The sequence below is a fragment of the Reyranella sp. genome, from assembly GCF_050185545.1.
Lineage (GTDB): Bacteria > Pseudomonadota > Alphaproteobacteria > Reyranellales > Reyranellaceae > Reyranella.
This window is the reverse complement of the sequence record NZ_JBFWZI010000083.1, coordinates 1-22,186: the sequence shown is the minus strand read 5'-3', so window position 1 is coordinate 22,186 and position 22,186 is coordinate 1. Positions and strand designations below refer to the sequence as shown.

Below are 22,186 nucleotides of genomic sequence, written 5' to 3'. Positions count from 1 at the left end.
GAGTCCACCCCTCACCGCCACCAGTCCTGTGGCCCCATCACCTCGCGCAGGCCATTCACCGTGATGTCGCGGCTCGCGGGGACGCACAGCATGTTGGACGACATCAGGGGCGGGAATGTGTTCTCGGTGTTGCCGCGGAAGTTCGGCATCCTGATGCACCGCGGCAGGTGCCAGAAGCATCGGTAGCCCAGGGCCTGCAGCTGCCCGATCAGCGCCGGCGATCGATCCTGCCGGTCGTTCTCGGTGTAGATCAGGGGAACACACCGGCGGATCGTGTCGGCGGCGCCGCGCAGGACATCGAGCTCCATACCCTCGACGTCGACCTTGACGAGGTGACAGGCCGGCAGGCCGAGACTGTCCACTCTGACCAGGCGCACGCTGTCGCCCGTCTGCTGGCGGTCGAGCGCAAGGCCACCGAAATTCTGTTGCCGCGCGCTGTCGAGCCGCGGCACGGCGATGACGCCGTCGACATTGCCCATCGCCGCCCAGTGCGGCTCGACCTGCTCCAGCCCGTTCAAGGCCAGGTTGGCGCACAGGATCTGGAACACCGAACGCTGCGGCTCGAACGCCAGCACGCGGCCCGAGGGCCCGACGCCCTGCGCGATCGCCAGCGTGTGAACGCCGATATTGGCCCCCGCTTCCACCACGGTCATGCCCGGCTTCACGATCTGGCGGAAGATCTCGTTCTCCTCCTCCGAGAACTCGCCGTACCGATCCAGCATCGCGCCGATGAACCGGTCGTTGATGTTGTAGAGCATCATGCCGTGCCGGCACTGGCGCAGGCGCAGATGGTCCTTCTGGTAGAGCGGCGCATCCGCGGTCGATGCGGCGGATTCTGTCACGGCTGGGCCATGCGGCTGTTCCCTGGCCTGGGCAGCGGCGACACGCTACGCGGCCGCCTGGTCGGCATAGGGCACCGGCGTGCACCAGGCGTCGTCCTCGTGCCGGCGCCAGTAGAGCTCCTCGATGCGGCGGGTCAGCGGGCCGGGCCGTCCGTCGCCGACCGGGCGCCCCTCGTATCGCGTGACCGGCATGATGCCGCCGGCCGTGCTGCTGACGAAGATCTCGCCGGCCTCGGCGACCTCGCGGGCGTGGACGGCGCGCACCTCGCAGCGCAGTTGCAGATCGCGCGCGATCTCGATCACGGTGCGCCGCGTGATGCCCTCGAACAGACCGCGCGCCGGCGTCGCCAGCACGCCGTCCTTCACGACGAAGACGTTGAAGCCCGGCCCCTCGGTGATCGAACCATCGGCCGCCGGCAGGATCGCCACCGTGGCGTCGCGGTCGTAGGCCTCGAAGATGCTCATGGTGAGGTCGAGCCAGTGGAAGTTCTTGATCCGCTGGTCGAGCGACTCGGGCGGGATGCGCTGGGTGTGCGACAGCACCATGCGCAAGCCGTCGCGGCGCTGCTGTTCGTCGGCGATCCAGACGAAGGGCTGGGCGAAGGCATAGAGGCGATTGCGGGAGAGCCGTGGATCGCGCGTGCCCTGCGGCGGCAGCCCGCGCGTGCAGGTCACGTGGACATAGGCGTCGCGCAGGCCGGTGCGGCTCGCGCACTGGATCATGATGTCGGCGATCTCCCGGGCCGAGTACGGCAGCGACATGCGCAGCCCGGCCATCGAGGCCTGGAAGCGCTCGACGTGATCCATCAGCCGGAAGAAGCGCCCCTTCCAGACATGGGCGACGTCGTAGGTCGCGTCGGAGCGCACGAAGCCGCGGTCGAGGATGGGCACCGAGGCTTCGGCGAGCGGCACCCAGCGTCCGTCCATGAAGGCAATTCCCGTGATGCCGGCGGTCTCGTTGTCGATGGTCATCGCCACGCCTCCTGGTTGATTGGCCCGGGGAGGGACAATGCCAGCATCCGCCCGTCCCTGACCACGCCCAATGAGAATGCGCTGGGCGCGCGCCACTGGCGGCGGAGGTTACTCCGCCAAAGTGGCGCGATATTCGGCAACGGTCGCGCGGTCGTGTAGGATGGCTCCAGAAGCGCAGGGGGGATCTTTGCAAATCCGGCGTGCGGCCGACGATGGCGCACCGTCTCCGCGGTTTGGTCTTGCGTTGCTGGGAGACTTCGAACTCACTCGTCCGGGCGGCTCTGTCGAGCTGGCGAGCGGCAAGCTCGCGGGCCTGCTCGCCTATCTGGCCTGCACGGCGCCCCGCCCGCAGTCGCGCGAGAAGCTGTCGACCCTGTTGTGGGGCTCGCACTTCGACGCGCAGGCCAGGCAGAACCTGCGCCAGGCGCTCGCCCGGCTGCGTCGGATGCTGGGTCAGGACGCCGTGCACGGCGACGGCGAGACTGTTTGGCTCAATCCGGCAGCCGTGGAAACCGACGTCGTCCGGTTCGAGGCGCTGATCCGCCAGGGCAGCCGCGAGGCGCTGAGTGCGGCGGTCGATCTCTACCGCGGCCCGCTGATCGCCGACATCGCCATCAGCGAAGAAGGCTGGAACGAATGGCTGACGGGAGAACGCCAGCGATTGCTGGAACTCGCCCTTGGCGCGCTGGTGCGGTTGGCCGGGCAGGAGCTGGTGGCCGGTCGCGGCGAGCCGGCGCTGAAGGCCGCCCGTCGCGCCGTCGCGCTCGATGGCTTGCGCGAGGACGCCCATCGGCTGGTCATGCAGGCGCTCGCCGCCACCGGGCGCAAGGCCGAGGCGCTCAAGCACTACCAGGACTTGGCCGCACTCCTGAAGCGCGAGCTCGCCACCGAACCGGGTCGGGCGACGAGAGCGCTTGCCGTGGAGCTGCGCGTCTCCCAGTCGACGAGCGGACCATCGACTGCTGCCGACATCGCCGAGCCTGTATCCGTCGGCCACGACACGCCGGCGCCGACAGCCCACCCGGAGCGGCGGCAGCTCACCGTGATGGCCTGCGGCATGGTGAACACGATCGCCTTGTCGGCGCTCCTCGATCCCGAGGACATGCGCGACCTGATCGCCTCCTTCCACAACACTGTCGCCGAGGTGGTGTCGCGCTTCGACGGGTTCGTCGCCCAGTATCTCGGCGACGGCGTGCGCGTCTATTTCGGCTATCCGGTGGCGCACGAGCACGATACCGAACAGGCCGTGCGCGCCGGTCTCGCCCTGTGCGAGGCCATCGGCGGACTAAGGGTCGGGTCCGGCGTGGCCCTGCAGGCGCGCGTCGGCATCGCCACCGGACTGGTCGTCGTCGGCGAGCAGCCCGGCGACGGCAACGGCGGCCACGCCATGGCGGTCGGCAAGGCACCGGACCTCGCGGCGCGGCTGCAGGCCGTGGCGGCGCCCGGCGCCGTGTTGATCGACGCCGGTACGCATCGGCTGGTGGGCAGGATGTTCGACTGCCGCGCGCTCGGCGCAGACGAGGCGAGAGGCCTGCTGCAGGCCGCGGAAGCGTGGGAGGCAGGCGGCGAGACGGCGGGCGTCAGCCGCTTCGAGTCGCGGCGGTCGGGCGTGCTGTCGCCGTTCGTCGGCCGCGTGGAGGAGATCGAGCTGCTGCTGCGCCGCTGGCAGCAGGCCAAGTCTGGCGAGGGGCGGGTCGTGCTGCTGTCCGGCGAGCCCGGCATTGGCAAGTCGCGCATTGCCGAAAGCCTGCTGGCGGGACTGGAGGGCGAGCTGTCGGCGCAGGAGCGCTATTTCTGCTCGCCCCATCACGCCAACAGTGCCCTCTACCCGTTCATAGGCCAGCTCGAGCGGGCCGCGGGCTTCGAGCCGGGCAGCCGTCCCGAGACGAGGCTCGACAGGCTGGAGGCCTTGCTCGGGCCAATCTCGAGGAATCCGACGCGCGACATATCCCTGCTTGCCGAGCTGCTGGGCGTGCCGGCGGAACTGCGCTACCCGACCGCGGCGATGAGCGCGCGGCAGAAGCGCGAGATAATCTTCACCACGCTGCTCGATCGGCTTGACGGCATGGCGGCGCAAGGCCCTGTGCTGATCGTGTTCGAGGACGCCCACTGGATCGATCCGACGTCGCTCGAGCTGCTCGATCGCATGGTCGCCCGGGTCGCCAACCTGCCGGCGCTGCTGATCATCACCTTCCGGCCGGAGCTCGTGCCGACCTGGATCGGGCAACCGCACGTGACGACGCTGCCGTTGAACCGTCTCGGCCGTCGCGAGAGCGCCAGACTCATCGAGAGCATCGCCAGAGAGAAGGCGCTGCCAGGTGCCGTCGTCGAGCAGGTGCTGGCGCGGGCAGACGGCGTGCCGCTGTTCATCGAGGAACTCATGATTACCACGATGGAAAGCGGGCTGTTGCGCGAGACGTCGGACGGCTACGCGCTCACCGGACCTTTGTTGCCGCTTGCCATACCGACGACGCTCCAGGCCTCGCTGACGACCCGCCTCGATCGACTTGGTCCGGCCAGGGATGTCGCGGTGATCGGCGCCGCGATCGGGCGGGAGTTCTCCCACGAGCTGATCGCTGCGGTGTCACCATTGACCGCGATGGAGCTCGACGCCGCGCTCGAACGGCTGGTGGCGTCCGGCCTCGCCTATCGGCGGGGCATACCGCCGGACGCGACCTACTCGTTCAAGCACGCGCTGGTGCAGGACGCCGCCTACGCCACGATGCTCAGGAGGCGGCGTCGCCAGGTGCACGCCGACATCGCCAAGGCGCTGATCGAACGCTTTGCCGCGCTGGTCGAGAGCAATCCCGAGATCGTCGCCCGGCACCTCACCGAGGCCGGCCTCGTCGAACAATCCGTCGATTATTGGAGCAAGGCCGGGCGGAGGTCCGCTGGCCGATCGGCAATGGCCGAGGCGGCTGCGCAGCTCCAAAAGGCACTCGACCAGCTGGCTCTGTTGCCGGGCACCTCCGAACGCCCACGACAGGAACTCGAGCTTCTCAGCTCTCTGGGGGCGGCGTTGCGTTTCGTGAACGGCCTCGGATCGCCGGAAACCGGCCGTGTCTTTGCCCGCGCACGAGAGCTGTGGGATCAGCTGGGATCTCCCTCGGAATTCCTTCAGGTTCCCTACGTGCAGTCGCTGCATCACGCGGCTTGCGGCGAGCTCGAGCGTGCCCGGCGCCTCGACGAAGAGTTGCTGCGTCTGAGCGCCGAGCGCAAGGATCCCGTCGGGCTCGTGATGGGCCGCCTGTGCTCCGCTCGAACATTGACGTACTGCGGCGAGTTCGCCCTGGCCCGGTCGCATCTGGAAACGGCGCTCACGGTCTATGATCCGACCTTGCACCGCTCGCTTGTCCGTCAGATCGGAACCCATCTGCACGTCGGGTTGCAGGGGTTCCTGGGGATTGTTCTTTTTTGCCTCGGCTATCCGGACCAGGCGCTGGCACACAGCGAGGCAGCCATTGCCGAGGCCCACGAGCTGGAACATCCGCCGACCTTGGCAACGGGCTTGACCCTGGGCACCAGACTGCTCTCGCTGATCGGAGACGACTCGCTACTGGATTTGCGGGCGGGCCAGCTCGCCGCGTTGGCGATCGACCAGGGTTTTCCCGTGTGGCGTGCCGAGGGAACGATGTACCGGGGCTGGGTCAAAGTCAGAAATGGCGATGTGGCTGCAGGGGCCTCGCTGCTGCGCCGTGGTTGGGCAGCTTACCGGGCCACCGGGTCGCAGATGTGGATGCCCCGCTTCTTCGCCTACCAGGCCGCAGCCTGTGAAATCGGCGGACAAACCGAGGAGGCACTGACTCACCTGAACGATGCGATGCAAATCGTCGAACGCACAGGGGAGCGCTGGTTCGTCGCCGAGTTGCATCGGCAGAAGGGTCGGTTGCTGCTGCGGCAGGGGCATTCCAAGGCTGCTGAGGAACAGTATCGCAAAGCGCTGAGCATCGCCCAACGGCAGGGAGCCAAGCTCTGGGAATTGCGCGCCACGACAAGCCTCGCTCGACTCCGCCACGATGAGGGCCGATGCACTGAAGCGCGCGACCTCCTCGCCCCCGTTTATGGCTGGTTCACCGAAGGCTTTGCGACACCAGACCTGAAAGAAGCCGGAGAGCTTCTCGATGAGATCCGCGAAGCGCCGACTGTAGCAGGGCCGCAAGAGTGAGACAGGGAAAATGCGGGCGGTTGCTGGTGGGCAGAACTGGCGCTTCCAATCGGTAAAATGCCGTAGAATGCGGCCTCGAAGGGAGCGCCATCGTGCGACCAAGGTGAATCCAGTGACGGGTGGCGTGCCATCCGCGAAGTTCGGTCTGGCGTTGCTGGGGGGCTTCAAACTTACCGGTCCGGAGGGCGTTGTCGATCTGGCGGGCGGCAAGCTGGCCGGTCTGCTGGCCTACCTGGCCTGCATGACACCCAGGCCACAGTCGCGAGAGAAGCTCTCGACGCTGTTGTGGGGCTCGCATTTCGATGCGCAGGCCAAGCAGAACCTGCGCCAGGCGCTCGCCCGGCTGCGCCGCGTGCTCGGCCAGGACGCGCTACGGGGCGACGGCGAGACGGTTTGGCTCGACGAAGCGGCCGTGGAGTGCGACGTCGTCCGCTTCGAGGCCCTGATCCGCCGGGGCGGCCGCGAGGCGCTCAGCGCAGCGGTCGATCTCTACCGCGGTCCACTGATCGACGATGTCGCCGTCCGCGAAGAGGGCTTCAACGAATGGTTGGCCGTCGAGCGCGAGCGGCTGCTCGAGCTGGTGCTGGGCGCCCTGATGCGGCTCGGCGCACAGGAACTCGCGGCCGGTCGCGCCGATCAGGCCCTGAAGGCCGGCCGGCGCGCAATCGCCCTCAACGGCTTGCGCGAGGACGCGCATCGGTTGGTCGTGCAGGCGCTGGTCGCGGCCGGACGCAAGGCGGAGGCGCTGAAGCACTACCAGGATCTTACGGCGCTGCTGAAACGCAAGCTCGCGACCGAACCCGACGCGGCGACTCGTGCGCTCGTCGCCGGGCTCGACCGCGCGCAGCCGCAAGTCGCCGCGGTCGAGACTGTCCCGCCGGCAGCCGAGGCACCGTCTGCTGCGAGCGTGCCCGAACGGCGGCAGCTCACCATCATCGCCTGCAATATGGTGAACGCCGTGGGCTTCTTGGCGCTGCACGAGCCCGAGGACATGCGCGATCTGATCACTGCCTTCCACAGGTTGGTCGCAGAGACGGCAGCGCGCTTCGACGGCTTCGTCGCGCAATATCTAAACGACGGCGTGCGCGTCTATTTCGGCTATCCGGCGGCGCGCGAGCACGACCCAGAGCAGGCCGTGCGAGCCGGTCTCGCCTTCTGCGAGGCGGTGCGCAGTCTGCGTGTCGCGTCCGGCGCGAGGTTGCAGGCGCGCGTCGGCATCGTCACGGGCGTGGTTGTCGTCGGCGAGTTGCTGGGAACCGGCGGCGCAGGGCCGCTGGTTGCGATCGGCGAGGCGCCGGACTTGGCAGCGCGGCTGCAAGCCGTGGCATCGCCTGGCGAGGTGGTGATCGCTTCCAGCACGCGCAGGCTGGTGGGTCGAGTGTTCGACTGCCGGGCGCTCGATGCCATCGAGATAGAAGGGCTGGCGCAACCCGTAGACGCGTGGCAGGTTCGCGGCGAGAGAACAGGCATCAGCCGGTTCGAGGCTCGGCGCAGCGGCGAGCTGACCCCTATGGTTGGGCGGCGAGAGGAGATCGAGCGGCTGCTGCGGCGCTGGGAGGAGGCCAAAGGGGGCGAGGGCCAGGTCGTGCTGCTCTCGGGCGAGCCTGGCATTGGCAAGTCGCGCATTGCCGAAAGCTTGGTGCTCAGGCTCCCCAGGGAGCCGGATGTATGCCTTCGCTATTTCTGCTCGCCCCATCACAGCCACAGCGCGCTCCATCCGTTCATCGAGCAGCTGAAGCAGGCCGCGAGCTTCGAGCCGGGCAGCGATGTTGGAGCGAAACTCGACAAGCTGGAGGCCTTGCTCGGACCTGCCGCGAAAAATGTGTCCCGGGACGTTGCGCTCCTGGCCGAGTTGCTGGGAGTGCAGGCGGAAGGACGATACCCGGCCCCGGTGGTCACCCCGCAGCAGAAGGGAGAGATGACGATCGCGGCATTTCTCGACCAGCTCGACGGCGTCGCGGCGCAGGGGCCCGCCCTGATCGTGTTCGAGGACATCCACTGGATCGACCCGACGTCTCAGGACCTGCTCAATCGCATGGTCGTGCGCATCGCCAGTCTTCCGGTGCTGCTGGTCGTCACGGTCCGGCCCGAGTTCCAGCCGGCCTGGGTCGGTGAGCCGCATGTGACGATGCTGCCGTTGAGCCGCCTCGGTCGCCGCGACAGCGCCGGCATTATCGCCGGTGTCGCCAAGGACAAGACGCTGCCTGATGAGGTGGTCCACCAGGTGCTGGTGCACGCCGATGGTGTGCCACTGTTCATCGAAGAGCTGACAAGCACTCTGCTCGAGAGCGGGCTGCTGCGTGAGATGTCGGACCGCTATGTTCTCGACGGACCGCTGCCGCCGTTCGCCACGCCGACGACGCTGCAGGCTTCGCTGGTGGCCCGCCTCGACCGGCTTGGTCCGGGCAAGGACGTGGCTGTGATCGGTGCCGTGATCGGGCGGGAGTTCTCCCACGAGCTGATCGCCGCGGTATCGACCCTGCCTCCTTCGGTCCTCGAGGCGGCCCTCGAGCGGCTGACCGCCTCCGGCCTCGTCTCCCGGCACGGATCGGCGCCGTATGCCAGCTACGCTTTCAAGCACGCGCTGGTGCGGGACGCCGCCTACGTCACAATGCTCAAGCGTCGGCGGAAGCAGCTTCACGCGAGCATCGCCAAGACGTTGGTCGAGCAGTTCCCCGCGCTGGCCGACAGCCAGCCCGAGATTGTCGCCGGGCACTTCGCCGAGGCCGGGCTTGCCGTGGAGGCGATCAGCCATTGGCGCAGGGCGGGTCAGCTTGCAGGCAGCCGCGGAGCATTTGCCGAGGCGCAGCAAGCCTATCAGGCGGCTCTATCGCTTCTGCTGGCCATGCCTCCCTCGTCTGATCGCGACGCTCTCGAGCTGCCGCTCCAGGGCTCTTTGGCCGACGTATTGCGCATCACCCGTGGCTATTCCGCTCATGAAACAATCGCAGCGACGACGCGGGCGCGCGCCCTCTCCGAGAAAAGCGGCGATATCGCGCAGCAATTTTCCCAGGCTGTCGGCATGTGGGCGGCTGCGTCCAGCAGCGGCGACTATCAGATCGCACGGCATCATGCCGATCAGGTCATGGAGCTTGCATTGGTCGATCGTAGCGAGGTTTCACTTGCTCACGCTCACATGATCCAGATGACGGCCTGGTATCGCGTCGGCAATCTTCTTGCCGCAGAGGACTATTTCGAACGCGGCGAGCACCTCTTCAAATCGCCGGAATTCCGGAAACAGCCAGGTTGGACGGCTCAAACCTATGGAAACGCCGCGAATGTGGCCTGGACCATGGGAGATCAGGTCAAGTCACAACAGCGAATCGATGAGGCACTGAGTGCTGCGCAGGAGAATGACAGCCCGTACGACTTGGCGTTCGCGCAGTACATGGCGGCACTCAATGCGGTTTTCACCGACAACCTGCTCGTCGCTACAAGGTTTGCCGAAAGCTCCATCCAGTTGTCGCGCGAACACGGCTTTCCTCAGTTCGTCTCGATATCGCGGATTGCGCTGGGTCGGGCAAGGGCGGGCTCCGGCGCTCCCGCCGAGGGTGTCGCGCTAATTCACGAGGGACTGGCCGCAATGGCGAGCACCCGCTCTCGCGTCGGCATGACCGTATATATGACCTGGCTTGCCGAAGCCGAACTTCTCGGCGGCCTCTTGGACGACAGCCAGCGAACGGCGGAACAGGCGCTCACTCTCAACCCCCAAGAGCTCTTTTTCCGTCCCGCAAGCCTGCAATTGCGCGGCGATCTGTACGCGCGAAAGGGATTGTCCGCGAAGGCGGAGCAGGATTTCCGCGAGGCCATGGATCTGTCCATCGCAATGGGCGCCAAGCGGTTTCACGATCGCGCCGCGGCGAGTTTGCAAAGGCTGATGAATGCAAAGCTCCCGGAATCGCAGCGCTCACCTGGGTGCCGGGTCTCCAAGGCTTGATCTTGGTTGCTCGGCATGTTTTGCAGGAGACGAATGTTCCTCACGGCTTCGGCAATGCCAGGCGAACGGCTTCGAGTGATGCCAATTCGACGGCCTCTCCAATAATCTCCCCTTCCTTGCTGTTCACGGCAAGCGCCTTCGACGACATCATCCAGAATTGATCGACGTTTCCCGCCAACCGGACGAAAAATTCCCCCAGGACATCCAACCCCTGTCCGCTTTTTTTCTGGAAGAGGATCGCGGCTCCGCCTCCACCATTGCTCTGAAGGGTCATTTGGCCAGTCAGCGTGTATTCGCCCGTCATCACCGTTGCGTCCTGACCCTGAAGTGCAGTCGACGACGACTGGTGGTCGCCGGTGATCTTTCCGGATGAGTCTATGCTGAGCTGACCGATACCGAGCAGGTAGAACGGCTTATCTTGGGTCACGGCATACCCATTGAATCGATAGGCGAAAGTACCGACGATCGCAGGTATGGCGAGCGGGCTGAATGGGGGGTCAGGGATGGGCGGCGGCTTATTTCCGTTCGTCATGCTTTTCTCTCCCTCGATTGGCTTAGAATCGTGCATTCCAATATCTACGCCCAAGTGTATTGACCTCGACGTATGAGAGAATCTACACTTTTCGCTCTACTGGGGGGAGAAAAGTCATCATGTTGAAAGAACCGCGCGACTCGATGGGTATTCTATCCTTGAACATTCGCTGTATGGATCCGGACGTCAAAGACCTTTCACCTGAACAGCAGTGCGCCTTGCATGAATTCTTTCATGTCGTATTGGCCGCAGGTTATAAGCTGTATCAGAGCGTTCAGCCGACGAAGGCCGACCCGATCATCCAGAAGAAGTTCGGCATTATTATTCCTAAGGACGAGTGACCGACAAGACGCGAAGCCGTTGCAGATGGCGCCGAGGCCTATTCGCATCTCGATCGAGAGATTCGAATTCCCCAGTGCAATCTTCAAGTCCGGCAAGTGGGATTTGGGCAATCCCCGCTACTAGAGCAGGCCGGCCACTGACGGCGGGCTGCCGCCGGGTGGCGGGTGTTGGTCATCTTCCTGGCCTGATTGCAGTTCAATCGCGATCTTGCGTAAAGTTGTGGCCTGCTTGCGACTGAGGGTCGTGGGCTGGATGTAGCAGGGCCACTTGTACTCCAGGACGTCGATTGCCAACGCCCGGAAGTGCTGCGCCTTGACCGACGCGTAGACAGGCTCGATCTCGGCCACGATTGCGGCGACGACGCGAAGGTGCGGGATGTCGGGCGGCACGACGAAACAGAAGTCGGCCGGGATCATCGCGCCGAGATAGAGCAGGCCGTCGATCAGGCCGCTGCAGAAGCCGGCCTCGGCCGTCGTCGGCACGCCCTCGGTGGCGAGCAGCGAGCGGCACCCCGGCAGGATGGTCTCGACGGTCACGGCAGGTCGCGCTGGCGTCGGCGGCTCGGCCGAGGCGGCGGGCGCGACCGCCAGGGCGGCGATGACAAGGAGGAAGGCGAGGACTCTCATGCCAGCGGCCGCAGGAGTGGCGCCACGATCAGGCCGGCGGCGCTCGCGAGCACCACCAGCAGAATCAGCAGGCGAAAAACCTTGATCGGCACGTGTGGGCGGATCCTGGTGCCCAGCGCCATGCCGACCATGACCGGTAGCACCGACATGAGGGAGATGCCGGCGTCGGCGAGGCTGAGAAGAGCGTAGCTGCTCATTACCAGCAGGAGCATCGCCGAGGCGAAGACGAGGTAGAGCGAGGCGTGCTTGACGAACAGGTTCTTATCACGCGACGTCGCCAGCAGATAGACGTACACGATCGGGCCAGAGAGCGCGGCGATGCCGCCGAACACGCCGCCCAGCGCGCCCGCGATCGGCGCCACCACCCGTTCGCCCGCAGGCGAGAGGGTGAGGTCGGGCTTGGAAAGCACGGTGAGGCCGGCGAGCAGCAGGGCCGCGCCGACCAGCGGCTTCAGCCAGGCATCGTCGAACGACATCAGCACCTTCACGCCAATCACGACTCCGACGCAGAAACCCAGCAACAACGGCGCCAGCTGGCGCAGCGCCGTCACTGTGCCACCGCCCTCGACGGCCTGCCTGAGATTGCTGAGCACGAGCGGGATTGAGAGCAGGGCTACAGCGGCCGGCAGGTCGATGATGTGGCTGACCAGCGGCATGGCGACGATCGGCGTGCCGACGCCGATCAGCCCCTTGGCGGCGCCGGCCGTCACCAGTGCCAGGAAGAGGGCGAAGCCTCCGCCCAGCGTGAGTTGGGCGACGTTGTGGGCGAGCATCTCAGCCCCCGGAGTTCCGGATGAGCCGCTTCAGGGGTTCGAACCGCGCGTCGACCTGTTCCGGCGACTTCCCCTGCTGTCCGTCGTGCAACGCGATGACCGCCGCGACCTGGGCCACGACGAACACCGCGAACGCCAGCATGCCTAGAGCCATTTCCATGGGCGTCCCCTCGAGATCGGTCAAGGGGACCATCCCGCAGCGCCGTGACTCGGCCCCGGGCGCGGGCGTGACATGAGCGTGAAATCGACGGCCGTGCCGCCTGAATCGGCCGCGATGCGTCCCGCAGCCCATTATCGACGGGCATCGGTGACGCGTCCTTCCTCACCATCGCCGGACGACTCCGACGCCTTGGCGGACCTTGCCATCCGGGCACCGCCGTCCTCGAAAACGCTTCCCGCATTCGCGAGCCGGTGGCTCTTCGAGGTTGAGGATGATCGGTTGCGCACATGAACGGTCGGGTCATTGGGAGGTGGCGACCGGGGAAGCTTCACGCCCGCCGGGCATCTCGCCATGGCGAGCATCACGCTTCTGCGTCTTGTCTGGTGTAACCGGTTTCGGGGCAAGGTAGATTTCCGAGTGTGACATGTAGACTTTTAGGTCCCACCTGTAGGCCTCGCGGGTCTGCGGGTGAACAAACGCAATTTCACCTTCAACCCAGAGTAAAATCCATTCGCGTCCGTCCTGGCATGTAGCGACCTCTCCCAGATCGTCGGTGTGGTCGACCTTCAGGACAGATAGGCATGGAACGCTGAGGCGTTGCAGGAATTGCAGTGCCACACCGCGAACGTCCCGTGAGCTCGCCCCTCCTGAGACGACGAGCACCCCGAGAGCGAAAAGCGCCCGTAAAAGCTCCTGATTGTGCATCGCATGCCCCACGGTCGAAGCTCACCAACACCATGAGCGAGCTTCGACTGGAGCACGACGCGGCGCATTTCAGCGTGACTCGAGCGTGAAAATGCGGAGATTTGCGCGTCGCGGCCGGGTAGGCCACGGTGAACTGTCGCCGAATACCGCGTGCGGCCAAGCCGACTGGACGGAACTGATCGAGCAGACATTTGGAAGGCGGCGCCTTCGTGGGCTTCGTCCTGACCCAGGTTGGGCGTTCGAATCCTTTCGGGCGCGCCATTCTACGCCAGAGGACGCCATTGCCGCCGACAAGCTCCGCGTTCGAGGCTCTCCCTGGTACGCGGCCGACCTTCGCCCGCGCGTTCGCGGCGGTGCAATCAGGGCTTCCGCCGGAATGTTCCATTCGGCCGTGGCGCACCCCCAGCCTCGAACCTGTTTCGACGCGCCGCAATCGCCGCCACCTCTCGGCATCGAGGGTCGCGCCAGGCATGCCGGATCTGCCCATGCTATCGTTTCTCCATGTGCGAGCTCTTCTGCCTCTCCAGCCGTCACCCGATGCGCACGACGCTGTCGCTTCGCCACTTCGCCGCCCACGGCGCGCCGGATGGACGCAACGTCGACGGATGGGGCGTGGTCTTCCACGAGGGCCGTGACATACGCCTCTACAAGGAGCCGGAGCCGGCCGGCGTCAGCCCATGGGTCGACTTCATCGAGAACTACGGCCCACCGACCAGGATGCTGATCTCGCACATCCGGCGCGCCACCGTTGGCGGCAACAGCCACGCCAACACCCAGCCGTTCGCGCGCGAGTTGGGCGGCCGCATGCATCTGTTCGCGCACAACGGCGGCTTGGGCGGCATCGACGCCCTGTTCGGCCGCTCGCCGCATCGCTTCCAGCCGGTCGGCGAGACCGATTCCGAACGAGGCTTCTGCATCTTGCTGGAGCGCCTCGCCGGCCTGTGGGCAGGTCACGCGAGCCCGTCGCTCGAGGCGCGACGCGACGTCGTGGCAGCCTTCGCCGCCGAGATGCGGCCGCTCGGGATCGCCAACTTTCTCTACAGCGACGGCGACTACGTGTTCGCCCACGGACACAAGCGCACGCAGGCCGACGGGAAAGTCGCGCCGCCCGGCCTGTGGCTGCGCCATCACCGTCACACGACCCGGGCGCAAGCCCGCCAGATCACATCGACGGCGCGGGGCCTGACCATCCACGCCGATACGGCGACAGCGGACGAGACGCAGGAAATGGCGCTGCTCGCCAGCGTGCCGGTGATGCACGGCGACTGGTCGCCGCTCGCCGAGGGCGAGGTCGTCGTCGTGGCGGCGGGAAAGCCGGTGCAGCTGGGACCGCACTAGAGCGATTTCCGATCGGATGGAACCGCCTGCGGTTCCATATTGGCGCGCCACTGGCGTGGCGCGCCCCGATCGGAAATGCGCGCACTGCAGTCGGTTGTTGCAGCAGGCACATTCTGTTCGGCTGTCCAAGCCGAACAGAATGTGCTCTGGCCATCACGTCCTCAGGAAGGCCACGCGATCGTCGGCGCGGCCCGGCGCGATCTCGATGATCTCGGCCGTGACGACTGGAACAGCGAAGCCGGGTTCTTCACGAGGCATGGCTGAAAGATCTGACGGCGCCGATCCTGCGCCTCGATGCAGCGTTGCCCGTGGAGCAACTTGCGGAAGCGGCAGTCGCCACGCTCGGCACGAGATGAGCACCGGTGTCGCTGATCCGGTACTGCCCACCCTCACTCCAGGAACCGCACCCTGGGCCACATCTCGCGCCAGCGCTTGGCGGCGATGCGCGCCTCGTACTCGTCCAGGCGCGTGCGGCCGAACGCCGTCGGCCGACAGCGCAGGCCGAGCAGATCGTCGGTGCCGAGCGGTGCCACGACGGTGAGAGACTCGTCATCCTCCAGGCGCACGCCGACGGCCGTCACCGTCTCCAGCCAGTGGATCATCGCGTCCGCCGTGTCGCGATGCGGCGGCAGCTCCTTCCACACATGCATGCGCGCCTGGTTGCGGACCTGCCAGGGCAGTCCGGGCAGCAGGACGGCGAGACGTCGCTCGTGCTCGCTCTCGCGCTCCCTGGAGAGATCGCCGGCATCGAAGTAGAGCACGTCGATATCCACGGGCTCGCGGGCCGGCACGATGCCGTGCAGGTGGTCCCATACCCGATTGCGCACGAATCCCGCGGCGATGCACCAGTCGGGCAGTGCCAGCGTGCGCACCGCACGAAGCTGTATCATAGCCACAGGGTCCTGGGTGATGATGGCGGCAATCGAGGTCATGCGAGCAGTGTAGGGACACCGGCAGGGGATATGCCGAGCTTTCGCTTCGAATGGGACTGCGCGGGCCGGGTGGCCGGTATCGACGAGACCGCCCGCGGTCCGCTGGCCGGGCCGGTGGTCGCGGCCGTGATCGACCGCGCCGTGGCCAAGCGCAAGCTGCCCTACCTTTGAGAAATCCGGTATCAGGTAGCAAAGGCACCCAAAAGGAGCCCGGGCCACAGCCAATTGATCAGATTGGGGCAACCACGGGCTCCACCACCAACGGAACATGGATGGGGCTGGCGGCCTCGATGTAACGGCGCCCCCGGTGGACGTTGCGTCCAATTCCGCGAAAAAGAAGGGCCGCCGTGGGGTGACAAGCGGCCCTTCCTGCGCGGGCGACATGGGGCACGAGCCCCCGCGCGCCGAAGTCCGCCATCGGGCATTGCGTGCAAAGGCGGGTTCGGCATCCCAAGAACGACCGCCCCTTCCGGACCGTGCGGTCAACGTAGGAATGCATGGGGTCGCATGGAGGTTGCTGTACGGCTTTGGACGAAGCCTAGTGGGAAGCAGGGGTAGTGGTACAGTTTGGCGCTATTGCCCGATGACGATTACGCTCGGGCGGCACGGGCGGCGGCAGTTTGTTCGCATCCTCCCGCTTAGCCATCCGCTCCCAAGTATCGGCGTCTTGCAGAGCCATTCGGCGGACGTGATCGTCCGTGGCGGTGGCGGCCTTGGCGCGGCATTCGTCGGCCCGTTGTCGGTACTCATCCGAGCGGCTACAGCCGGAAGGGGGTCAGGTCGGACAGGCGGCGTTCGTTTTTCTCACCCTCGCCCCCAATGCCGCCGCCTCTTGGGCGGGTGCTGATGCCGCTCGGGCCAGTTTCGAAGCCAACGAGCAAAACGCCGAAAACGTCCGCCGCCAGTTGCGGGCCTGTATGAGCGTCAAAACAATGAGCATTGAAGACTTCGCTCTCGGGCGCCCCGTAATCGTGCGCTAGGTGCTACCTGATGCCGGAGAAATCCGGGCTAGCCCGCTTCGCTCGCCAGCGATTGCTCGACGGCGGACAAGACCGACCGCACGTCGTCAGCCGATGGCTCCACCTGCAAGTCGCCATGGACGACGCGGTTGCGCAGCTCGATCAGAGGACGAACTCTCCGCTCGAGGGTCGGGTCGATGCGGCCAAGCATTGCCAAGGTCTCCACCACCGTTCCAGGGGTACGGGGCCGGGCTCCTTTCTCGCTGTCGATCCGATGAAGGGCCGCCTCCAACAAGGACCACGCCATGACAAAGGCAGCTCGTGGCTGCCCCTGAATCATCAAAGCCCGAGTCTCCTCGACCCGGCGGCGGATGTCAGGGATCGAAGAAGCCGGGATGGTGGGCGTCTTCAACGGATCGCGCCCCATGTCGGTAACGACGAGCTTCCAGTCGGATTGTCCTTCGAAGAGGCGCCGAATCTCTGTCGGTGGCCGCTCCGCACCAGCGTTCGGGCGGTTCAATATCGGATGGCAGGCTGCCCGGTCGTATCCGATTAGGCAAGTCTCAAGTGCAAGCGGACAGTCCCTTAAACCTATGAGTGTAGCTCCTGGCGGGCTGAAGGCAGTGATCCGCGCCATCCTCCAGGATCGCTGGCATCGAACAGCAGTCGATATCCACAGGCTCGCGGGCCGGCACGATGCCGTGCAGGTGGTCCCACACCCGATTGCGCACGAATCCCGCGGCGATGCACCAGTCGGGCAGCGCCAGCTCGCGCACCGCACGAAGCTGTATCATAGCCACAGGGTCCTGGGTGATGATGGCGGCAATCGAGGTCATGCGGGCAGTGTAGGGACACCGGCAGGGGATATGCCGAGCTTTCGCTTCGAACGGGATTGTGCGGGCCGTGTGGCCGGCATCGACGAGGCTGGCCGCGGTCCGCTGGCCGGGCCGGTGGTCGCCGCTGTCGCCGTGATCGACCGCGCCGTGGCCAAGCGCAAGCTGCTGCGGCTGATCGACGATTCCAAGAAGCTCGAGGAAGAGGCGCGCGAGATGGCCTACGACGCCATGGTGGCCTCGGGCATCGTCCAGTTCGCCGTCGGCGAGGCGAGCGTCGAGGAGATCGATCGCGTCAACATCCTGCAGGCGACATACCTCGCCATGCGGCGCGCCCTGCAGGCGCTGGCGGCGGCGCCCGGCATGGTGCCGCCCGACATGGTGCTGATCGACGGCGATCGGGTGCCGCCGGCGCTGGGCTGCAGCGCCCAGACGATCGTCGGCGGCGACGCCCGGTCCTACTCCATTGCCGCGGCATCGATCTTCGCCAAGGTCACGCGCGATCGCTATATGGCGCAGCTGGCGGAGGAATTTCCCGGCTATGGCTGGGAGACCAACCGCGGCTACGGCAGCCGCGAGCACCTCGAGGCCATCGACCGGCTCGGCCCGACACCGCATCACCGAATGAGCTTCGCACCGCTCAAGCTGCGCGCTTCGGGACTGCCCCTTCTGGATTACGTGGACAAGGTAGGCGACGACGGTGGATAAATCAGACAATCAACTGATATTGCAGGAACTTTCCGACAACATTCCGGTGGATAATTCATCCGGTTCCAATCCGGAGATAGACCGCATCCTGGTCGGCGACTGCGTTGAGCTGATGAACGGCCTGCCCGAAGCGTCGGTCGACATGGTGTTCGCCGATCCGCCGTACAATCTGCAGCTCAAGAACGACTTGCTGCGGCCGGAAAACACCAGCCACGTCGACGCGGTCGACGACGACTGGGACAAGTTCGCCGACTTCGCAACTTACGATACTTTCACGCGTGCCTGGCTCACGGCGGCGCGGCGCCTGCTGAAGCCTAACGGCACGCTGTGGGTGATCGGCAGCTATCACAACATCTTCCGCATCGGCACGGCGCTGCAGGATCTGGGGTACTGGCTGCTGAACGACGTCATCTGGCTCAAGACCAACCCGATGCCGAACTTCCGCGGCAAGCGCTTCACCAACGCGCACGAGACCCTGATCTGGGCGGCGCGCGACCAGAAGAGCCGCGCCACGTTCAACTACGATTCGCTGAAGGCGATGAACGAGGACCTGCAGATGCGCTCGGACTGGCTGCTGCCGCTCTGCACCGGGCCGGAGCGCCTGACGGATGCCGAGGGCCGCAAGCTCCATCCGACGCAGAAGCCGGAGGCGCTGCTGCATCGCTGCATCCTGGCGGCCTCCAATCCCGGCGACATCATCCTCGATCCGTTCTTCGGCACCGGCACCACCGGCGCGACGGCGCGGCGGCTCGGCCGGCACTTCATTGGCCTGGAGCGCGAACGCTCCTACGCCGATGCTGCGCGCGCGCGTATCGCCCGGGTGCGGCCGCTCGCGCGGCAGTTCGTCCTGCCGCTGGCCGGCAAGCGCGCCGAGCCGCGCATTCCCTTCGGCACCCTGATCGAGGCCGGGCTGCTCGAGCCGGGCGCTGTGCTGACCGACTCGCGCGGCCGCGTTCAGGCCAGCGTCTGCGCCGACGGCTCGCTGTTCGCCTCGGCGGAGGCGGGCGGCCATCGCGGCTCGATCCACAAGGTCGGCGCCCTGGTGCAGGGCGCCGAGGCCTGCAACGGCTGGACCTACTGGCACTACGAGCGGGAGGGCACACGCCGGCCGATCGACGAGCTGCGCGCGAAGGTGAGGGCGGCGCTGTAGACTCGTCGGGCATTGTAGACTCGCTGTAGACTCGTCGTACGACTTGGGGACGACGGCGCGCAGTGCGGGAGTTGCAACTTGGGAGTCGAATCTCGGGCCAGGACGAAGGTCGGCTGGTTCTCGACATGGAACTGCAGATGCGGCGTCGCCGAATATTCGCGCCATTTGCTCAACCATTTCGACGCTGATCGGTTCGACTGGACGATTCTCGCCTCGTACGACGATGAGGTGCTGGGACCTGATGGCGGCAACGTAGTCCGCTGCTGGGGTATCAACGCGGGTTCCGTGCTCTGCCATCTCATCGGCACGCAAGTCATCGTCGTGGCGCATGCAACGGATGGGGCGGACCTGTCGGGCAGGCCTGTTTCGTCGCGTATGCGCGCGGCGCTGGCGACGGTTCAGCGAATCCTCGTCCATTGCGACGCCGACGTCGAACGACTGCGGACCTTCGGCCTGTCGGCCAACGTCGAGATGTTGGCGCATGGCTTCCCCGACATCGTCGCGCACGACGGCAAGTCGGTGCGCGCCAGGTTGGGCATCCCGCAGGACAGCTTCGTCATCGGCACGTATGGCTTCATGCTTCCGGCAAAGGGGATCGACACGCTCATCGAGGCGTTCAGCATGCTGCGTCCGGTGCGCCCGGACGCCAGGCTGCTGCTGGCGAACGCGATGTATCCGCATCCGATATCACAGGACTGCCTGGCAACCTGCGAACGGGTCGCCATGGACCGCGGCGTGCGCGATCACGTGGTGCTCGAGACGCGCTTTCTTTCCGATGACGAGAGTGCGGAGCTGCTGAGCGCGTCCGACGTCGTCGTCTTTCCCTATCGCAGCGGCATGGATTCGAGCTCGGCCGCGGTGCGGGTTGGCCTGGCGTCCGGCCGCCCGGTGCTGTGCACACCGGCGTCGATATTCTCCGACGTCGCGGCGATCGTGCATTTCTTCGACGGATTTGCCGCCGAAGATATCAGCCGCGGCCTCCAGCCGCTCCTTGGCCGAAGCGGCGTTGACGAGGCACTTCGTAGCACTTGCGCCGCGGACGGCGGCGGCGGTGAAACGCCGGCGCCGTCTTGTGCCTGGGCGTGCGAAGTTCGGTATGCTGATCCTGTATCACGAGTTTTCAAGCTGAGACGGGCAATTGTGTGAGGTAGAGGCGCGGACGTGGTCATGGCGCCGGTCTGACCCACGGCCCACCGGCGCTCCAGCGATGCGGCTTATCGAAACCGTTCAACGGCGGCAGAGAGAACATGTGCAGATCTGCTACGAAGCCGAGCAGATCGAGGTCGCCGGTCGGACGGAAGGGATCATTCAGCCAAGCCACGAGCAGCATCGCGCCCTTTGAGGACGAAACGCTCGCGATCGGGCGAGATGCCGAGCCTGTAGAGCAACCGCTTGAGCGCATAGCGCGTCAGCAGGTTCTGGAAATCGGAACCGTCTCGTCTGGTTCGATCGAGCAAGCGGGCCCGCACCGATGCGCCGACATTGCGAAGCTCACGCGCCATCGGCGGCCATCGCCTCGACATAAGGCTGCATCACCGACCAGGCACGGCCCGCTCTGGCGTGATGCCAGAGCTGGTCGATGGTGAAGCTGCGACGACGCAGCCCCTCGCGAAGGCCTTCGAGCGCCACGTCCAGGCCGATCTTGTTCCTGTACCGAAAGCAGTCGACCACCGACTTGGGGGCATTGAAGACGGGGACGCGCACGCCCTCGATGGGATGGTGCTCGACTCCTTCGGCGAGCATCGGCGCGCGGAAGCGGACGAAGCGCATGGGAGGGTACGGGCACTCCGTAGGGGAGATTGCCGCCACGGTCCGCCGCCTGATCGACAGCGCCAATGTCGTCGTCAATCGTCCGGCAGCGGAAGCGGGATTGGACATGCTCGAGGCTGGAGGCGATTTTGCCGACGGTGCGATCGCCTATGAAGGAAGCTGGTTGGGCGCACAGACCTTCGTTTCCTTCGACCGGAAGGCCGCGAAGCTCATCGCGGCGCAGGGAAGGTCAACCCGGCTGCTGTCGTAGAAGGCTCATTCAGGAAAGCAGTCGAGCCGGTCGTTGAAACCGCCCTTGCTGGTGTAGTCGACGACGATCTTCGGCCGGCCGCGGCCGTCGGTGCCCTCGTACCGGATCTGGCGCATCATCCAGCCGGCGGGCAGGCCGCTGCGGAAGGTCGGCACACCGCCGCGCACGTCGACATGGCCGGCGGCTGCCATGGCCGTTCCCATGCCCGTCATCTGGCCGCAGGCATAGACGCCGTCCGGTGCCGCCTGCCCAGGCGACGCCGGCGTGCCGGCCGGCTTCGGGATCGTGTGGGCGGGGCCCGAACCCGGCGGCCGCAGCGAGTCCATGGCGACGGTGATGTCGTCGTAGTTGTCGCGGCGAACCGGACAGCGGCCGTTCGCGGTCGGAGGGCCGGTCACCGTCGCGGTGTACCAGGTGATGCCAACCGCCGCTTCGACCTTCGTTCCCGAAACGCAAAGCGCGCTCGCCGCGTCGGCGGCCGGTGCGGGTGCGTTCGGCGCCGGTGCTCCCGAGGCCGGAGGGGCCGCCGGGACCCCTTGTGCGGCCGGTCCCGGCGGCGCAGCCGGTACGCCCGCTGCCGCCCCGCCTCCAGAACGCATGAACTTGACCAGGCACTTGTAGGACGTGCCGCCGTGGTCCGGCTGCACTTCGTAGAAAGGATCGGGCCATCCCGGTCTCGGGATGATCGCGACCACGCGACCGCTTTCGAACCTGCCGATCTGTGAGCCGTCGCACTGTACGCTGTCGCCGACGTTGTAGCCTTGTGCCGACGCCGGCCTGGTCACGACGCTCATGCTCGACAAACTGCAGGCGGCAAGAATCACCAACCCGGCTCTGCAACCGACAGGCACTTGGTCCCCCAACTTCAGTCGCCCCATAGCGAGATCATAGAGCGAGTTTGTTCGTGAACGACAAGAGCGCCACGCTGGAGCATCGGCCCCGAGATGGAAAGCGCCGGATGGAGGCCTCTACGCGCTGGGAATCCACCGTCCCCGCCGATTCGTCCCTTTGGAACGGAAAGGAGATGCGGGTTGCCCTTTCGAGGGTGTGGCGCCGTCCTACAATCTAGATTTGTAGGTCAACCGCGGCACCTGGACCGGATCGGGGTGGTTCGTGCCGGAACTCTGCTGGACCGGGTTGACGTCACGCAAATCCCGGCTAGCGTGGGCAGAGGCGGGCGACGACTCGTTGC

At 66.1% G+C, this 22,186-nt stretch carries 21 protein-coding genes and 1 pseudogene; 9 read left to right on the top strand and 13 right to left on the bottom strand.

The annotated features are described in order from the left end of the window. Positions 1 to 11: 11 nt before the first annotated feature. Positions 12 to 842 (bottom strand): FkbM family methyltransferase, encoded by an 831-nt coding sequence (locus AB7O82_RS21095; RefSeq protein WP_428620097.1) that lies wholly within the window; start codon positions 840 to 842, stop codon positions 12 to 14. Positions 843 to 887: 45 nt separating this feature from the next. Next, positions 888 to 1,814 (bottom strand): aminotransferase class IV, encoded by a 927-nt coding sequence (locus AB7O82_RS21090; RefSeq protein WP_428551506.1) that lies wholly within the window; start codon positions 1,812 to 1,814, stop codon positions 888 to 890. 121 nt (positions 1,815 to 1,935) lie between these two features. Between AB7O82_RS21090 and AB7O82_RS21085 the strand changes: the two genes are divergently transcribed. Together AB7O82_RS21085 and AB7O82_RS21080 are read left to right on the top strand one after the other, a co-directional pair. Further along, positions 1,936 to 5,979 carry a BTAD domain-containing putative transcriptional regulator gene (locus AB7O82_RS21085; RefSeq protein ID WP_428620095.1) on the top strand — a complete coding sequence of 1,348 codons (4,044 nt, stop codon included), beginning with the start codon at positions 1,936 to 1,938 and terminating at the stop codon, positions 5,977 to 5,979. Between the two features lie 112 nt (positions 5,980 to 6,091). Then, positions 6,092 to 9,916, top strand: coding sequence for a BTAD domain-containing putative transcriptional regulator (locus AB7O82_RS21080; RefSeq protein WP_428620093.1), 3,825 nt, complete (start codon positions 6,092 to 6,094; stop codon positions 9,914 to 9,916). Positions 9,917 to 9,956: 40 nt separating this feature from the next. Here the strand turns inward: AB7O82_RS21080 and AB7O82_RS21075 are convergent, their stop codons facing one another. Further along, positions 9,957 to 10,448, bottom strand: coding sequence for a hypothetical protein (locus AB7O82_RS21075; RefSeq protein WP_428620091.1), 492 nt, complete (start codon positions 10,446 to 10,448; stop codon positions 9,957 to 9,959). Between the two features lie 119 nt (positions 10,449 to 10,567). Here AB7O82_RS21075 and AB7O82_RS21070 point away from each other — a divergent pair, with 119 nt between their 5' ends. Then, positions 10,568 to 10,789: a hypothetical protein gene (locus AB7O82_RS21070; protein ID WP_428620089.1), complete on the top strand. Its 222-nt coding sequence runs from the start codon at positions 10,568 to 10,570 to the stop codon at positions 10,787 to 10,789. A 120-nt stretch (positions 10,790 to 10,909) separates the two neighbouring features. Here the strand turns inward: AB7O82_RS21070 and AB7O82_RS21065 are convergent, their stop codons facing one another. The 4 genes from AB7O82_RS21065 to AB7O82_RS21050 all read right to left on the bottom strand — a co-directional run bounded on the left by AB7O82_RS21065 (position 10,910) and on the right by AB7O82_RS21050 (position 12,967). Beyond that, the gene (locus AB7O82_RS21065; protein ID WP_428620088.1) at positions 10,910 to 11,416 is read right to left on the bottom strand and encodes a hypothetical protein; all 507 of its coding nucleotides are present in this window, start codon (positions 11,414 to 11,416) and stop codon (positions 10,910 to 10,912) included. Continuing rightward, positions 11,413 to 12,189 (bottom strand): TSUP family transporter, encoded by a 777-nt coding sequence (locus AB7O82_RS21060; RefSeq protein WP_428620087.1) that lies wholly within the window; start codon positions 12,187 to 12,189, stop codon positions 11,413 to 11,415. The genes AB7O82_RS21065 and AB7O82_RS21060 overlap by 4 nt, the downstream gene beginning before the upstream one ends. Before the next feature lies 1 nt (position 12,190). Further along, positions 12,191 to 12,373, bottom strand: a complete 183-nt coding sequence (locus tag AB7O82_RS21055) for a hypothetical protein (RefSeq protein WP_428620085.1) — start codon at positions 12,371 to 12,373, stop codon at positions 12,191 to 12,193. 276 nt (positions 12,374 to 12,649) lie between these two features. Then, complete coding sequence (locus AB7O82_RS21050) at positions 12,650 to 12,967, bottom strand: hypothetical protein (protein WP_428620083.1); 318 nt, start codon at positions 12,965 to 12,967, stop codon at positions 12,650 to 12,652. A gap of 588 nt (positions 12,968 to 13,555) precedes the next feature. Between AB7O82_RS21050 and AB7O82_RS21045 the strand changes: the two genes are divergently transcribed. Next, on the top strand, positions 13,556 to 14,392 hold the full coding sequence (locus AB7O82_RS21045) for a class II glutamine amidotransferase (RefSeq protein WP_428556072.1): 837 nt from the start codon (positions 13,556 to 13,558) through the stop codon (positions 14,390 to 14,392). Positions 14,393 to 14,781: 389 nt separating this feature from the next. On the opposite strand, the gene AB7O82_RS21040 is transcribed toward AB7O82_RS21045, so the two are convergent. Further along, positions 14,782 to 15,282, bottom strand: coding sequence for a nucleotidyltransferase family protein (locus tag AB7O82_RS21040; RefSeq protein ID WP_428556069.1), 501 nt, complete (start codon positions 15,280 to 15,282; stop codon positions 14,782 to 14,784). A 72-nt stretch (positions 15,283 to 15,354) separates the two neighbouring features. Between AB7O82_RS21040 and AB7O82_RS21035 the strand changes: the two genes are divergently transcribed. Then, positions 15,355 to 15,495 carry a hypothetical protein gene (locus tag AB7O82_RS21035; RefSeq protein ID WP_428556066.1) on the top strand — a complete coding sequence of 47 codons (141 nt, stop codon included), beginning with the start codon at positions 15,355 to 15,357 and terminating at the stop codon, positions 15,493 to 15,495. Between the two features lie 837 nt (positions 15,496 to 16,332). Here AB7O82_RS21035 and AB7O82_RS21030 read toward each other — a convergent pair. Next, on the bottom strand, positions 16,333 to 16,803 hold the full coding sequence (locus tag AB7O82_RS21030; RefSeq protein ID WP_428620081.1) for a hypothetical protein: 471 nt from the start codon (positions 16,801 to 16,803) through the stop codon (positions 16,333 to 16,335). Positions 16,804 to 16,846: 43 nt separating this feature from the next. Further along, on the bottom strand, positions 16,847 to 17,119 hold the full coding sequence (locus AB7O82_RS21025) for a nucleotidyltransferase family protein (RefSeq protein WP_428554924.1): 273 nt from the start codon (positions 17,117 to 17,119) through the stop codon (positions 16,847 to 16,849). 30 nt (positions 17,120 to 17,149) lie between these two features. Between AB7O82_RS21025 and AB7O82_RS21020 the strand changes: the two genes are divergently transcribed. The 3 genes from AB7O82_RS21020 to AB7O82_RS21010 all read left to right on the top strand — a co-directional run bounded on the left by AB7O82_RS21020 (position 17,150) and on the right by AB7O82_RS21010 (position 20,120). Then, the gene (locus AB7O82_RS21020) at positions 17,150 to 17,824 is read left to right on the top strand and encodes a ribonuclease HII (RefSeq protein WP_428554921.1); all 675 of its coding nucleotides are present in this window, start codon (positions 17,150 to 17,152) and stop codon (positions 17,822 to 17,824) included. 13 nt (positions 17,825 to 17,837) lie between these two features. Next, positions 17,838 to 18,974: a site-specific DNA-methyltransferase gene (locus tag AB7O82_RS21015; protein WP_428554927.1), complete on the top strand. Its 1,137-nt coding sequence runs from the start codon at positions 17,838 to 17,840 to the stop codon at positions 18,972 to 18,974. A gap of 165 nt (positions 18,975 to 19,139) precedes the next feature. Next, the gene (locus AB7O82_RS21010) at positions 19,140 to 20,120 is read left to right on the top strand and encodes a glycosyltransferase (protein ID WP_428620080.1); all 981 of its coding nucleotides are present in this window, start codon (positions 19,140 to 19,142) and stop codon (positions 20,118 to 20,120) included. A gap of 118 nt (positions 20,121 to 20,238) precedes the next feature. Here AB7O82_RS21010 and AB7O82_RS21005 read toward each other — a convergent pair. Together AB7O82_RS21005 and AB7O82_RS21000 are read right to left on the bottom strand one after the other, a co-directional pair. Further along, positions 20,239 to 20,476 (bottom strand): annotated as a pseudogene (locus AB7O82_RS21005) (nucleotidyl transferase AbiEii/AbiGii toxin family protein); the annotation flags it as partial. Continuing rightward, positions 20,466 to 20,744 carry a type IV toxin-antitoxin system AbiEi family antitoxin domain-containing protein gene (locus AB7O82_RS21000; RefSeq protein ID WP_428554915.1) on the bottom strand — a complete coding sequence of 93 codons (279 nt, stop codon included), beginning with the start codon at positions 20,742 to 20,744 and terminating at the stop codon, positions 20,466 to 20,468. The pseudogene AB7O82_RS21005 and the gene AB7O82_RS21000, both read right to left, overlap by 11 nt. Here AB7O82_RS21000 and AB7O82_RS20995 point away from each other — a divergent pair. Then, entirely contained in the window at positions 20,743 to 20,994 is a 252-nt protein-coding gene (locus tag AB7O82_RS20995; protein WP_428554912.1) for a hypothetical protein, read from the top strand. The two genes, AB7O82_RS21000 and AB7O82_RS20995, sit on opposite strands and share 2 nt — an antisense overlap. 5 nt (positions 20,995 to 20,999) lie before the next feature. Here AB7O82_RS20995 and AB7O82_RS20990 read toward each other — a convergent pair whose 3' ends face one another. Further along, the gene (locus AB7O82_RS20990) at positions 21,000 to 21,788 is read right to left on the bottom strand and encodes a hypothetical protein (protein WP_428554909.1); all 789 of its coding nucleotides are present in this window, start codon (positions 21,786 to 21,788) and stop codon (positions 21,000 to 21,002) included. Between the last annotated feature and the right edge of the window lie 398 nt (positions 21,789 to 22,186).